The 14,143-nt window shown below is 60.3% G+C and carries 10 protein-coding genes and 1 pseudogene; 7 read left to right on the forward strand and 4 right to left on the reverse strand.

Features of this window, described 5'->3' with window-relative positions:
• Nucleotides 1-30: 30 nt before the first annotated feature.
• Together JQN66_RS01765 and JQN66_RS01770 are read right to left on the reverse strand one after the other, a co-directional pair.
• A complete protein-coding gene (locus JQN66_RS01765) occupies nucleotides 31-2,586 on the reverse strand; it encodes an ATP-dependent Clp protease ATP-binding subunit (protein ID WP_204676407.1) in 2,556 nt (851 codons plus the stop codon).
• Between the two features lie 123 nt (nucleotides 2,587-2,709).
• Entirely contained in the window at nucleotides 2,710-3,387 is a 678-nt protein-coding gene (locus JQN66_RS01770; RefSeq protein WP_204676408.1) for a response regulator, read from the reverse strand.
• A gap of 320 nt (nucleotides 3,388-3,707) precedes the next feature.
• Between JQN66_RS01770 and JQN66_RS01775 the strand changes: the two genes are divergently transcribed.
• The gene (locus JQN66_RS01775; RefSeq protein WP_204676409.1) at nucleotides 3,708-4,892 is read left to right on the forward strand and encodes a sensor histidine kinase; all 1,185 of its coding nucleotides are present in this window, start codon (nucleotides 3,708-3,710) and stop codon (nucleotides 4,890-4,892) included.
• Between the two features lie 320 nt (nucleotides 4,893-5,212).
• Nucleotides 5,213-5,857, forward strand: coding sequence for a malonic semialdehyde reductase (locus JQN66_RS01780; RefSeq protein WP_239464102.1), 645 nt, complete (start codon nucleotides 5,213-5,215; stop codon nucleotides 5,855-5,857).
• Between the two features lie 88 nt (nucleotides 5,858-5,945).
• On the opposite strand, the gene JQN66_RS01785 is transcribed toward JQN66_RS01780, so the two are convergent.
• Complete coding sequence (locus tag JQN66_RS01785; protein ID WP_204676410.1) at nucleotides 5,946-7,169, reverse strand: hypothetical protein; 1,224 nt, start codon at nucleotides 7,167-7,169, stop codon at nucleotides 5,946-5,948.
• Between the two features lie 309 nt (nucleotides 7,170-7,478).
• Here JQN66_RS01785 and JQN66_RS01790 point away from each other — a divergent pair, with 309 nt between their 5' ends.
• Nucleotides 7,479-8,753: an NAD(P)/FAD-dependent oxidoreductase gene (locus JQN66_RS01790; RefSeq protein WP_204676411.1), complete on the forward strand. Its 1,275-nt coding sequence runs from the start codon at nucleotides 7,479-7,481 to the stop codon at nucleotides 8,751-8,753.
• Nucleotides 8,754-8,849: 96 nt separating this feature from the next.
• Here JQN66_RS01790 and JQN66_RS01795 read toward each other — a convergent pair whose 3' ends face one another.
• Nucleotides 8,850-9,704 carry an SDR family oxidoreductase gene (locus JQN66_RS01795; protein WP_204676412.1) on the reverse strand — a complete coding sequence of 285 codons (855 nt, stop codon included), beginning with the start codon at nucleotides 9,702-9,704 and terminating at the stop codon, nucleotides 8,850-8,852.
• A 197-nt stretch (nucleotides 9,705-9,901) separates the two neighbouring features.
• On the opposite strand from JQN66_RS01795, the gene JQN66_RS01800 reads away from it, so the two are divergent.
• The 4 genes and pseudogenes from JQN66_RS01800 to JQN66_RS01815 all read left to right on the forward strand — a co-directional run bounded on the left by JQN66_RS01800 (nucleotide 9,902) and on the right by JQN66_RS01815 (nucleotide 12,171).
• A complete protein-coding gene (locus JQN66_RS01800; protein WP_188948430.1) occupies nucleotides 9,902-10,318 on the forward strand; it encodes a LexA family protein in 417 nt (138 codons plus the stop codon).
• Nucleotides 10,308-10,574, forward strand: a pseudogene (locus tag JQN66_RS01805) (Y-family DNA polymerase); the annotation flags it as partial. The gene JQN66_RS01800 and the pseudogene JQN66_RS01805, both read left to right, overlap by 11 nt.
• 119 nt (nucleotides 10,575-10,693) lie before the next feature.
• Nucleotides 10,694-11,839 carry a tyrosine-type recombinase/integrase gene (locus tag JQN66_RS01810; RefSeq protein ID WP_239464103.1) on the forward strand — a complete coding sequence of 382 codons (1,146 nt, stop codon included), beginning with the start codon at nucleotides 10,694-10,696 and terminating at the stop codon, nucleotides 11,837-11,839.
• A gap of 41 nt (nucleotides 11,840-11,880) precedes the next feature.
• Nucleotides 11,881-12,171 (forward strand): helix-turn-helix domain-containing protein, encoded by a 291-nt coding sequence (locus tag JQN66_RS01815; protein WP_338029220.1) that lies wholly within the window; start codon nucleotides 11,881-11,883, stop codon nucleotides 12,169-12,171.
• Nucleotides 12,172-14,143: the final 1,972 nt, after the last annotated feature.

A 14,143-nucleotide genomic window follows, 5' to 3' on the forward strand; every position in this document is an offset into this window, starting at 1 on the left:
GGCCGCCCCGGGCGGCTGCTGGCGCGGAGGCTAGCTGCCGAAGAAGTCCATGACCTTTTCCTCGGCCGCCGGCGGAGCCTGAGGCGCAACCTGCTTGGCGACCTTCAACTTGCCGTCGGCGTAGTCCACGGCGATGGTGTCGCCGGCGGCGACCGCGTCGTTGATCAGCAGGTCGGCAATCGCGTCCTGCACCTTGCGCTGCACCAGGCGGCGCAGCGGGCGGGCACCGAACTCCGGATCGTAGCCCTCGTCGGCAAGCCAGGCCACCGCGGCGTCGCTGACATCCAGCGAGAGCTCCTGGTCGGCCAGGCGCTCGCCGGTTTCGGCCAGCACCAGCTTGACGATCTGGCCGATCTCCGACTGGCTCAGCTTGCTGAACAGGAGCACCTCGTCCAACCGGTTCAGGAACTCGGGGCGCATGAATTCGCGCACCTTGCCCATCACCTTGGCGCGGATCTCCTCGGCCTCGCTGGCCGCGTTGGCGGAGGTGAAACCGAAGTTGCCGGCCTTGTTGGCCAGGTATTCGCCGCCCAGGTTGCTGGTCATCAGGATCAGCGTGTTGGAGAAGTCCACGGTGCGTCCGGCCGAGTCGGTCAGCCGGCCGTCATCGAGCACCTGCAGCAGCACGTTGAACACGTCCGGGTGGGCCTTCTCGATTTCGTCGAGCAGGATCACCGAGTACGGGTTGCGGCGCACCTTCTCGGTCAGCTGGCCCGGCTGGTCGTGGCCGATGTAGCCCGGAGGGGCGCCGATCAGGCGCGCGACGGTGTGCTTCTCGCCGTATTCGCTCATGTCCACGCGGATCATCGCGTCGGCCGAGCCGAACAGATTGGTGGCCAGTGCCTTGGCCAGCTCGGTCTTGCCCACCCCGGTCGGGCCGAGGAACAGGAACGAGCCGATGGGGCGCTGGGCGGGGGACAGGCCGGTGCGGTTGCGGCGCACGGCGCGGGCCACCGCGGCCACGGCTTCGGACTGGCCGATCACCGAGGCGTGCAGCGACTCTTCCAGCGCGGACAGGCGGGCCTTGTCGTCCCCGGAGATCCGCGAGGTCGGGATGCCGGTGGAGCGGGCGATGACCTCGGAGATCTGGGCCTCGTCCACCACGCGGGTGATGCCGGCGTCGCCGGCCTCCTCCGCGGCGGCGATGCGCTCGGTCAGCGCGGTGATGTGGTCGCGCCAGGCGCTGGCGTCCTCGAAGCGCTCCTCGCCGACGGCCCGGGCCTTGTCGCGCTCGGCATCGACCAGCTCGGAGCGCAGCCCCTGGACGTCCTCGGTGTCGCCGGCCGCGATGGAACGGCGGGCACCGGCGATGTCGATCAGGTCGATCGCCTTGTCCGGCAGGCGGCGGTCGGTCAGGTAGCGGGCCGACAGGCTCACCGCGGCCTTCAGCGCCTCAGGGGTGTACTGCACCTGGTGGTGGTCCTCGTAGGATTCGCGCAGGCCCTCGAGGATCGCCAGCGCGACCTCCTGCGAGGGCTCCTCCACGGTGACCTTGCCGAAGCGGCGGGCCAGCGCGGAGTCCTTCTCCACCTTGCGGAACTCGTCCAGCGTGGTGGCTCCGACCAGGTGCAGTTCGCCGCGCGCCAGACGCGGCTTGAGAATGTTGGCCGCGTCCATGTTGCCGGACTCGCCCGAGCCGGCGCCGACCAGCAGGTGCATCTCGTCGATGAACACGATGGCCTGGCCCTCGGCATCGGCGACCTCTTCCAGCAGGCCGGTCAGGCGCTGCTCGAAGTCGCCGCGGTAGCGGGTGCCGGCGAGCATGCCGGGCAGGTCGATGGAGATCAGCTGGGCGCCGCGGATCTGCTCGGGGACCTCGTCGGCCACGATGGCACGGGCCAGCCCCTCGGCGATGGCGGTCTTGCCCACGCCGGCTTCGCCGATGAGCACCGGATTGTTCTTGGTGCGGCGGGCCAGGATCTCGATGACCTGGGCCAGCTCCTCGTCGCGGCCGATGACCGGGTCGATCTGGCCATCGGCGGCCAACGCGGTGAGGTCGGTGCCGTAGCGCTCCAGCATGGAGACTTCGGACTCCTCGGAATCCTGGTTTTGCCCGGACTGGGCGCGCTGGACCTGTTCCATGGCTGCCTGCTGCAGCGACTGGCCGGTGATCCCGTGCTGGGCCAGCAGGTTGCTGACCGGGGATTCCGGGTTGAAGACGAACGCAAGGAACAGGTGGTCTGGGTCGATGTAGGTCGAACCGTAGTTGCGGGCTACCTGGTAGGCGTCGAAGAGGCTGCGCTGGGCGGCCGAGGAAAGACGCGTCGGCTTCTCCTGCTGCTCCTGGCGCTGCGGGAGGTGGGCGATGGCGTCCTTGGCCAGGGACTCGATGTCCGTGCCCATGGTTTCGAGGTGCGACCGGATCGGTTCGGTGCGCAGCAGCGCGACGAGAAGGTGGAGCGAATCGATTTCGTCGTGGCCGTGCTCATGCGAAATCGACGCGGCGGTAGTGACTGCCTCATGGGTGCGTGCGGAAAGCAGGCGGGTGATATCGATCGGCCGGGCAGCCTGGGCGCGCGAGGAAAGGAACCGGGAGAGGAATTCCTCGAACGAGCCGTTGTCGGGAGAGCCGAAGAATGCTGGCAAGTGAGCCTCCTAGTAGAAACTTGAGCGGTCTATGCTCATGTTCAACGTAATTTAAGCAGATCTATTCCCGACACCCTCCGGAAACGTTCGCGAGGAGGCCCATCTCACCTTGGGCGAAGCCGACTACTGGTCGCGTGGAATCTCGATGAGGCCCATGCGCGTGGCCGTTACCAGCGCCTGGACACGGTCGCGCACTTCGAGCTTGGAAAAGATTTTGGCCATATGCGTTTTTACGGTGGCTTCTGAAATTTTCAATTTTCGGCTGATCTCGGTGTTATTAAGACCCTTCGCCAAGAGGTTCAGAATTTCCACCTCACGCGCAGTGAGGCCGAGATCTTCGATCAGATCGCGGACTTCCTGGCTGGTGTCCCGGTACGCCGATTGAATCGCGGAGACGAGGTCTGAAGAAACTGAGGGGGAAATAGCTGCGGTGCCATTGTGGACAGCATGTATTGCGCTGATGATCTCTGCCGGTTCAGTGTCTTTAACCAAGTAGCCGCCCGCGCCGGCGGCAAGCACAGGCACGAGGTAGTCGTCGGATGAGAACGCCGTGATGGCAAGGATCGCAGGGCTGTTCCTTGCGGCCTTGATTTCCCGTGTAGCTTCGACTCCGTCCATCATGGGCATCTGCAAATCCATCAAAACAACGTCGACTTCATTGTCCCTGCAGAATTCGACAGCTTTTAATCCGTTATCTACAGATTGAAGCGTTACAATTCTCTGATCCGTTGCTAGGATTGTGCCCAAAGCATTCCGAATAAGGGGCTCGTCATCGACGATGAGCACTTTGATCTGTTCCATCAGTTTCCTTAGAAAGTCACTACAGGCCAGCTCCGGACTGCTCACTCGAACTATATAAGAATACTCAAACATGGGGTGTGTTATGAAGGCACTGAAGATGCTCGCAGTTGCGGCACTAGTACTCGCGCCGGTTACTGCAGTTGCAGCTCCGGCATCCGCTGCTACCGCTGGTAGCCAGATTGTTTCAAAGGGTGGCGCTGTCGCTACTCCGGCTGGTTGGGGCACCGACCTGTCGAACTGGTTCTGCAAGAACTACGGCCTGGCCTGCTAGCAACTTCTTCCGCTTGACTTCACCACCTAGCCAGTGAAGGATTCGGCGTATGAAATCAAGGCTTAAAGACACCCTGACCAAGCAGTTTGCTGGTCGGGGTGTCGTCGTTTGGGGCGGCGCTGCAGTGCTGCTGGCGATTTCGGCGACTGAGATCGTCACCATACTTCAAGATGGAATTATTGAAGCACCTGAGAGGGCGATCCGTGGAGCGCTAGCAGGCGTGGTTCTATGCGCGGCGCTGATTATAGGTCGTCGCTGGGTTGGCGCCTCATTAGGTATCTTTATTGCTTCAGCGTTCTTTTTCTTCGGGAATGGGCAACTCCTCGTATGGATGATGCTCTCGTCTGTAGCGTTCTCGGCATTGGCTGCAACTGCTTCATCCAAACATATTCGAGTCTGGTACCTGACGTTCTTCGTGGGTTGGATGGTGCAGTTCATTGCACGTGCCGGTGACGACGGGATCCTAATTCTCCTAGTGGCGCCCTTTGCAGCATTATCTTACGCGCTGACGCGGAGCATCTTCGTTTTGCGCGAACGGAATGCTAAGGCAGTTAAAGACATTGAAGAAGCTGACGATAGAGCGCAGCAAGCCATCGAGGCCGAACGTAAGAATATCGCTCGCGATCTCCACGACATCGTGGCCCACGACATCACTGTGGTCGCAATGCAATCCAAGGCCGCTAAATTTGCCAACGATGGCCAGATGGCTTTGGATGCCATTGATGTGATCGCGAAACTCAGTACGGAAACCCTGCACGACTTGCGCCTGATGCTCAACGTCCTGCGCACCGATGGAACCATGGCAGATCCGGCCGTGAGTGCTACCGACAAGCCCGCGGCGACGACTGTTTATGCAGTCCAGGGCGTCGAACTCTTTTCCCAGCGACTACGTGAGGCGAATTTTGTTGTGTCCTCGCACACCGAAGAAAAAATTTCCGATCTCCCTCGCTCGGCGCAGACTGCGCTGTATCGAGTCATGCAGGAGGCGACGACCAACGTCATCAAGCACGCCTTGCCGGGTGGCGAATGCTCGATCTCACTGACAGCTCACGGCAAGGAAGCAAGACTCAAAATCACTAATCAGATTGCGGATTCGACCATTGGCAAGCACTCCTTGCCACTAGGGGGCAGCGGACTCATTGGTATGGAGGATCGCATGAAGGCATTTGGTGGCAAGTTCAAAGCTTCGGAGCATAATGGTCGCTGGATTTTGACCGCCAGTATCCCGTTCTAGGCCTACCCTCCTACTAAAGTATGATTTCGCAATTCTTGCAGACGCGATAAGTTATAGATGTATCGGTGAAGACCGATCACCGGTTAGGTACTTGGTGGTGTTTTGCGAGTGGCACCACGAAGGACCAAGGGTGATTAGAAGGTACGTTGCGTTACTGAGCGGACGATCTTTCATCGGCGTTGTGCCCCCATCGCACGCCGTTGTTCGCAAGTGACGCAACGTACCTTTTATAATCTAAGGCTTATGCGCATTCTAGTGACAGTGTTCACAAAGCGGCAAGGGCTACGCGGAAATCTTTGTATTCTATTCTCCAAGGAACCGTGTACACCGTGAAAGCGAGCCCCATGACCATTCAAGCTGATTCCAGCATCTACGAAGCACTTTCCATTGATCCGGCTGCTGCCGATCAACTTTTCTTTGAGGCGCGCAGCGCAAATTCATTCAGCGAAGAGCCGGTATCAGACGAAACTCTCGATGCCATCTATGATGCGATGAAGATGGGCCCGACGCTGATGAACAACCAGCCGCTTCGCATTACCTGGGTTAAGTCGGACGAGGCGCGAAAGGCCATCGTCGGCACCATGTCGGGACCAAATGCGCAGAAGGCGCTGTCTGCTCCTGCGCTGGCTGTGTTGTCCTTCGACACCGAGTGGCACGAAGAATTCCCGAATTTCTTCCCGCATGCTCCCGAGCGCAAGGCCATGTTCGAAAATTCCGACGTGCGCACCGCAGTGGGAAACAACAATGCTTGGCTCCAGGCCGGATACTTCATCATGGCCGTGCGTGCCGTCGGCTTGGCTGCGGGCCCAATGGGCGGTTTCGACAAGGCTGCCGTTGACCAGATCATCAACGCGGACAACAACCACAAGTCCTTCCTTGTCGTGAATGTCGGCAAGCCGGGCGAGAACCCCTGGTTCGACCGCCTGCCGCGCCACGCAAGTGAGCTGGCGACCCGAAGCATCTAACGGATGGCCCGGCCAAAGAAGTAAAGGCATGGGGAGCGCGACGCATGCGTCGCGCTCCCCATGCCTTTAATTTTCCTGGCGAAGGGTCCTATTGGGCCTTGCCGCCCTCGGAACTTTCGGAATCCTGACCGCCGTCAAGCACATGGTCGGAAACCTTGGAGAGCGCACGTTCTAGGGCGGAACGCAGGACAACTGGCACGGTGATCTCGTCTTCGATGACCACCAGGCCTTCGCGCTGGAAGTTGCGCAGCAGGCTCTCGACCTGCGGGATGACAACCTCAAGGCTCGGGATCAGGTGGTGCTGTTCTTCCGGCAGGTCGTCGGTGGTTGGGACCTGCAGCGCGAACTCCGTCCGTGGAGGCGTGCTGGATGCTGCGTTGCTCAGCACCCCGGCAGTCATTTCCGCAATGGTCGACTGCCCCGGGGTCTCCAGCGTATTGATCAGCACGTGGGAGAACAGGACTTCCGCGACGAGTTCCTTGACCAGACGTGAGCCGGGACCGGTTGAGCCGAGCAGCGCCTGGGCCAAGGACTCGGTAGGCATAGCGTTCGGCGCCTGGTAGCGCAGCATGGCGGTGCCGATCAGCGCGTCCCAATAGGCCGAAAGGCGCGGGACCTCGGCGAGGCTGGAGACGGTAGTGCCGTCTTCCGGCTCCCAGAGAACTGATCCGACCGCCGCCGGTTCTGCGGCCTCGTCGACGGTGAGCATCAGACCCAGCACGGACGCCGCATCCTGCAGGGTCTGGCCGGTCAGCACACCGGATGGAGAGGTGGGTTTGCCTTCGCCGACCCAGCTGACCAGCTCGCGAGCCGCGTAGACGAACGGCATGGATTCCAGTGCGGCATTTGCCTCGTCGTCTTCGAGGAACGGCGCAATGATCGGGGAATCGCCAGCCATGCGTGAGAGGAACTCGAAGGTCTGCTTGAAGTCATCCACGCTGCCGCCGAAGTTGGCGGTGGTGCCCAGGAACGTCAGGTAGTGCTTGAGGATCGCGGCGCTGGCCTCGGCAACTTCCTTGCCCAGCGACGACAGATGGCCCAGCTGCTCGCCGAGAACTTCCGGGTCAAGCGTCTTCACGTCCACGGACTTGCGCAACTGGGCGTGCACGGTCAACAACGTGGTCAGCCCTTCCAGTGCTGCGCGCGTCTCGCTGGCAGGGCGGCCCTCTTCCTGGAAATGGCGGAAGAGCTGGGACTTGAAAGGCTGCAGATCCTGTCGGACCTCGGATTCGAAGGGAACCGAGCTTGCTCCTTCGCGGCGGGCCGGGTGACCCTGCGACTGCTTTTTCTTGGCTGGTTTGCGTGATGCCATAGGTTTGCTGAATTTCCTTAGCTTGGCAGGAAAGATGATTCCACTCCAGTCTACGCAGGCAATGAAATCCTCTACTCCCAACCGCTCCAATCAGTGGTGTTCCGGGGCGAATCTGCCCATTGTGGGGTAATTGACCGAAATAAATACGGTGTTCGACCAACTTGTCCGTATAAAACGCAGATCACAAGGTGGTGTGTCCGCGCTCACCGTGGATTCCTCAGGACTCGTTGATTTTCACCTTGTTTCACGCGAAAGTGAGTTGCGACGGCCCCGTGTGGAGGGGCTCTGAAAACCATAGGAGTGTGGATCATGGCTGCAGCAGTTCCTGATCATGTAGTAGTTGTCGGTGCAGGTTTCGTTGGTCTGTCGACCGCTTGGTACCTGCAGGAAGCTGGCGTCAAGGTCACCGTCGTGGACCGCGGCGGCGTGGCCTCCGGCTCATCGTGGGGCAACGCCGGCTGGCTGACCCCGGCGCTGACCCTGCCGATTGCCGAACCGTCGGTGTTCTCCAACGGCCTGAAGATGATGCTGGATCCGGCCTCGCCGCTCTACATTCCGTTGAAGGCCGATGGGAAGCTGCTGCGCTTCCTGCTCGGCTTCGCCTGGCACTCGACCCCGAAGAAGTGGGAAGAAGCCATGCGCATCTTCTCCGAGGTGGGCCACACCGGCCTGGACGCCTTCGACGAGATCGCCGAAGACACCTCCGCCGGGCCGGGCACCCGCGAGCTGACCAAGCCGGCCGACCCGTTCCTGACCGGCTTCGTCTCGATGAAGGACCGCGACGCGCTGCTGCATGAGTTCGAGATGATCCACAAGACCGGAGGGCATGTCGACTTCGACCTGCTGTCCGGCGACCAGCTGCGCGGCATCGAGCCGACCCTGTCGGACAACGTTGCCGCAGGCATCGCCATCAAGGGCCAGCGCTACCTGAACCCGCCGAAGTTCATGGATTCGCTGGCAGAGTCCGTCATCGCCCGCGGCGGCGACATCATCGGCGCCTTCAACGTGACCGACGTGCGCGACAACGGCGGCTCGGTCACCGTGATCGGTTCCGAGGGCCGCGCCATCACCGCAGACCACGTGGTGCTGGCAACCGGCGCGTGGATGACCGATCTGGCCGCCAAGTTCGGTGTCAAGGTGGTTGTCCAGGCAGGCCGCGGCTACTCGTTCACCGTCGAGCCGGAGCACATGCCGACCCACCCGATCTACTTCCCGTCCCAGCGCGTGGCCTGCACCCCGCTCGGCGACCGCTTCCGCGTGGCCGGCACCATGGAATTCCGCGACGTCAACCACAAGCTGGAGCCGAAGCGCATCGAGGCCATCGTTGCCGCGGCCGCCCCGGTCTACAAGGGCATCAACTGGGAGAACCGCAAGGAAGAGTGGGTTGGCGGCCGTCCGTGCACCGCCGACGGCCTGCCGCTGGTTGGCCAGACCTCCTCCTCGCGCGTCTCGGTAGGCGGCGGCCACGGCATGTGGGGCGTCGCCCTGGGCCCGCTGACCGGCAAGATCCTGGCTGCCCAGATCACCGGACAGGCCGCACCGGCCATTGCCCGCCACTTCAACCCGCTGCGCAAGGGTTTCTAGCCCGTTTCGGTCCACACCCGGAACGTGAAAAGGCGGACCGGCCTGAACGCACCCCTTGGGGGCGTCCAGGCCGGTCCGTTCACGTTTAACCGCTGTTCAGGGGTGGCGCGTGGATTCCCCGGCCAGCACCGATCGGTAGCCTTCGCGGTATCCGGGGAACGCCAGGGTGAAGCCGGTGGATAGCAGCTTGGAGTTCGCGATCCTGCGGTCCGCGGCGCGCCGGACGGAGGGTTCGGTGGCGGCTGGGGGAGTCGGCAGATCCAACTCCCCGGCCAGGAACGTGAAAACCTCCTCCAGCTGCGCCGGCTCATTGTCGGTCACCAGATACAGCTGTTCGGCGAGGTCGCCCAGGCCCGCCACGTGGACGATGGCCCCGGCCAGGTCGTCGCGGTGGATGCGGTTGGTCCAGTGGGACCCGAAGGGCAGCTGCGCGGTGCCGTTGCGCACCTGCGTGATCAGGTGGTTGCGCCCCGGGCCGTAGATCCCCGAGGCGCGCAGCACCGTCACCGGCAGCCCGGATTCAACCAGCACCTGCTCGGTGCGGGCCAGCACCACCGAGGTTTCGCGGTTGGGCTCGGCGGGCGTGGACTCGTCCACCCAGTCGCCGTTCTCTCCGCCGGAAACCGCCGTGGAGGAGACGTAGATGATGCGCTGGAGTTCCGGGGCCTGCTCCTTGAGCGCGGTGACCAGCTTGCGAGCCACCTGCAGGTAGGCGCGCTCGTAGCCCGGCACATCGCGGCTGGACGGCACCGGGGTGAGCACCACAATCCGGGTTTCCGGTTCGATCCGCGGCCATGGGCCCTCTGCTTGCAGGTCGACGTCCTGGCCGTGCAGCGTCTCGGGCAGCTTGGAGCTGTTCCGGCGCCATCCGGTCACCTCGTGGCCTAGGGCGGCGAAGCGCAGTCCGGCCTCGGTGGCCACGTCTCCGCAGCTGATCAGCAGAATTTTCACGGTACTCCTTGGCTGGAACGGTGCGGGCTCCGGAAGGCCTCGCACTTCCAGCGTAGGCGCAGCGCAGTGGCCGAGCCACTCCGGGCTTCACACAGGGTCGTCGGCAGGGCTCCGGCCAAACAAGGTACAATTCCAATTGTTCGAAAGTTTATGCGAATAAACTGTCCGTGGGATGGACCGAAGCGGGTGAGATAACGGTGGCAGATGCAGAACCGTTCGTGCCGGAAGGCGCCAGCCAGGGACCCGTTCAAGCGGTGTCCGCCATGGGTTTCCCTTCGCCTGCCCGCGACTATTTCGACGGCGGATTCGATTTGAACCGACTGCTGGTCAAGGACCGGGTGTCCACTTTCATCATGCGCGTGGGCGGCGGGTCCATGCAGTCCGCCGGAATCTACGACGGCGATGAGATCATCGTGGACCGCTCGATGCCGGTGCGCCACAACTCCGTAGTGGTCCTGACGCTCAACGGCCAGTTGCTGGTACGCCGCTGGCAGATCGACGGACAGCGGGTCGGCCTGCTGTGCGACGAATCCACGCTACCGGTGCTGCTCGCCGAAGGGGACGACGTGAGCGTCTTCGGAGTGGTCACGAGGTGCCTGCACCATGTCCGGTGACCACGTTGCGCTCGTCGACGTCAACAACTTCTACGTCTCCTGCGAGCGCGTTTTCGACCGTTCGCTGATGAACCGGCCAGTGGTCGTGCTCTCGAACAACGACGGCTGCGTGGTCGCCCGCTCCCAGGAAGCCAAGGACTTGGGCATTGGCACCGGCGAACCGTTCTTCAAGGTGCAGCGCTACATGCAAAGCCACAACCTCGCAGTGCGTTCGAGCAACTACGAACTCTACGGCGACATTTCCGCTCGGGTCATGAACCGTCGACTGTTGTGCGAAATGCAACTCGCAATCATTCTTTGACTCGGCAATAAGCGATCATTCTCATTTGCGAGGGCAGTTTTACCCAGTGTAGTTCAAGTCTTCTCGGTCGGCTATTGACCGTTGATGCATGCGCCCTTACATTGTTGTATGTGGTGCAACATTCAGATGATTTAATGCGGACTCTTCGCGCCGTGTCGGACTCGTCCAATGTGGCGTTTGTGACGCCGGAAGCGACGGTGTTTGAGGCCATGCTTGGTGGTTGGGAAAGCCAACAGCGCAGTCGGGGGCTGCGTTCCACGACTATTGCGACTCGGCGGCGTCTGATCCTGCGGTTGCAGGAGTTTTCTGGAAGGATGCCGTGGGAGTGGAATGCTCAAGATGTCGAAGAGTTTATTTCGGGGCCAGATCAACGGCTCAAGTCGCTTTCAACTATGCGGCACAATCACAATGCTATTAAGACGTTCTGTGCGTATTTGATTGATCCGAATTATGACTGGGTGGAGATTTGTGAAAACCAGTTTGGTAGCCACCCGGTACAGGTTTGTCTGCCCTGGAATACGGTGGCACATAAGGCTCAATATGAGGGGTCTGGAAAACGTCGTCCTCTGTCCTTCGACGAGGTTGAAACCCTATTTGACACGGCCGATGCCAAAGTCGAAGAACTCGCTGCGTCAGGGAAGAAGGGCGCGCTGGCCGCGCTTCGAGACTCTCAGATATTCAAAACAGCTTATGCTTTTGGGCTACGACGAAATGAGTTAGCCCAGTTGGATCTTGCGGATCTGCACTACAATCCCGAAGCTAAACAGTGGGGACGTTATGCGGCTTTGCATGTGCGATGGGGCAAGGCCGCCGGCGGCGGTGCACCTCGACGTCGTACTGTTTTGCTCGTGCCAGAATTCGATTGGTGGGTACCGGGTATGCGGCAGTGGGTTGAACAAGGCCGTGATCGGTTTGATCCAGGAGAACTCGATGCTATTTGGGTTACCGAGCGACGGACTCGCATCTCTGGGGGTTATCTTGATCGCCGATTTGCCGAGCTTCGTGCCGAAGCTGGGTTGCCGGAAGAGCTGACGTTGCACAGTCTGAGGCATTCGTATGTCACGCATTTGATTGAACATGGGTATGCTGACCGCTTCGTGCAGGAACAAGTGGGGCACCAGCACTCGTCTACCACCTCGATTTATACCTCCGTGAGTGGAGATTTCAAGAATAGAATTTTGGCCCAGGCGCTGCGAAAAATTACCGAGGAGGAGGGGTAGGAATGATTGAGCTGCATACTACGTGGAACCTTCGAGCCATTATGGCTTCGAAAGGGCTATTCCAAACGACTGATCTTCGCCCTTTATTGGCCGAGCGAGGCGTTGAGCTGTCGCGGGAGCAAGTGTATCGGTTGGTCACAACGCCACCTCGCCGCATTAGTCTGGAGGTGTTGTCTGCGCTGTGTGATGCGCTGGAGTGTTCTAAGGATGAGTTGATCGTGACGGAGCGGCGTGAAGTCGAAGCGCCGAAGACTGCTGTGGCTGAAGGTAGTAAAGCGCCTATTGGTGATCTGCGTCCGGTGCGGGCCAGGATTAGACGGCCTAAGTACTAACGAAAGCTCCTTATGGATACAGTGACACAAGACATTGTCTTGATTCTGGAGCCTTATGTCCCAGAAATTGCGCCGAGTGTTCTGGCCGCCATGATCGATTCTATTGCGCCGGTCCATCGGACGCGTCGGAGGCTGTTCATCGCGATCAGTAAACGGCCCGGGATTCTGACTGGTGAGGACCCGAACGTGCCCGTGACGGTTCAAGCCTTGACCGCTGCTCTCAGGGAGGCTGGGGCCGTGGCGATTGTGGTGCCGGGATGTGAGAGTTGTGGCCGAAAGATGCAGTTGCCGCATCGAGCTCCTCAAGGAGGTCGCCACTGTTCTCGATGCGAGAAAAATTATCGAGCGAGACCATGTGTTGGCTGCGGGCAACGGCGACCCATCCATAAAAACCTTGATGGACAGTACTTTTGCAGACCGTGTTGGAGGCTCGATCCACGCTCCTTTGGCGTATGCCATCGCTGTCAGGAGACAACCTCTGTTAAGAATGCTTTAGACGGAACGTTGGTCTGCAATCGCTGCTATGAGCGTCCCAAGGCTGATTGTTTCGGCTGTCAACGTCTTCAACCCATAGCCCTACACCTGCAAGGGAAGACGATCTGTCCCAATTGCTACTACGGGATGCGTTATCCTCGGCCTTGCCCAGGCTGTGGTGAACAGAAATTCCTCACCCACATTGTAAACGACCAACTGTGCTGTGCTTCGTGCGCAGGTCAACCCGAAGTTTTAGCATGTCCGGGATGCGGTTCAGTGAAGAACGTGCGCAAGTTCCACCTGTGCATCGAATGCCACCGCCCTGAAACAATCCGAACGATGCTGGCAGATGCCGACGGGGCTGTGCGGCCTGAGCTTCGACCGTTAGAAAAGTATTTATTGGAAGGGCCTGCGCGAGCTGACTCCCTCATGGGGTGGCAATACACCAACCGTGTCAGTGCTGCGGTGCTGCGAGAATTAGCCACCGGGCAGTTGCCCCTAGAATTCGAGGCAATCTTTACCCGATGCGGAGGAAAACAAGGGGCAACGTTCTTACTGAGCCTGCTCGTGACCTCCGGCGTGCTCCCAGACATCGATGTCAATGAGGAACGATACTACCTCTGGTTGACCTCGTGGCTCTCGGAACAGACCAACTCGACTCATCGGTTGTTGCTGCGCCGATACGCGCAATGGGGGCTCTCGACCAAACCCTGGGCAGGGTACGCGATACGACCTACCGATCCCAATAACCGGTTTCACCGGCTCCGATCTCGACTACAGACCTGTGCTGAATACCTTCAATTCGTCGAGGAGCAGGGATATACGACCTTGACCTTGCCCCAACGCGTGCTCGACGCCTACGTTGCTGGCTCAGCGAACCGGCATGATCACATAAGCCACTTCACGCGATGGCTGAAAGACAATGGACTTGCTACAGCTGTCTCATCATATCGTCCAAAAAGAGAACCCGTAAGTTCGATGCCTCCGGATGAACGCTGGGATCTAGCGCGCTGGTTGCTCCGAGATCAAACCCTAGAACCGCAAGACCGTGTCGCAGGACTATTTGTGTTGTTATACGGACAACCACTGACTCGTATTGTCGCCATTCCACGTACTGCGGTGCATTTCAGCAAGCAAGGCGTTTCCGTCACCCTCGCCGATGATCCTATTGAGCTGCCTGAACAACTCGGGCATGCTGTCACGCTGTTATACCAGAACCCACCCAGAACTCACCGGGATATAAATGACACATGGATATTCCCCGGAAGGTGGCCAGGTAGACACCTCACCGCAGGGGCCTTAGGAAGCCGGTTGAATCGATTGGGTATTCCGGTCAATCGTTCTCGAACGGCTGCACTCCTGGAACTTGCCGCTGAAATACCTGTGCCACTCTTATCGGATCTGCTCGGTATCTCCACCGTCTCAGCTGCAGCCTGGGCAACAGCAGCAAACCGCGACTGGTCAACATATCCTGCACTACGCACGAAGGCTTGCCCGG

This window comes from Glutamicibacter protophormiae (assembly GCF_016894325.1).
In the GTDB taxonomy this organism is placed as follows: Bacteria; Actinomycetota; Actinomycetes; order Actinomycetales; family Micrococcaceae; genus Glutamicibacter; species Glutamicibacter protophormiae.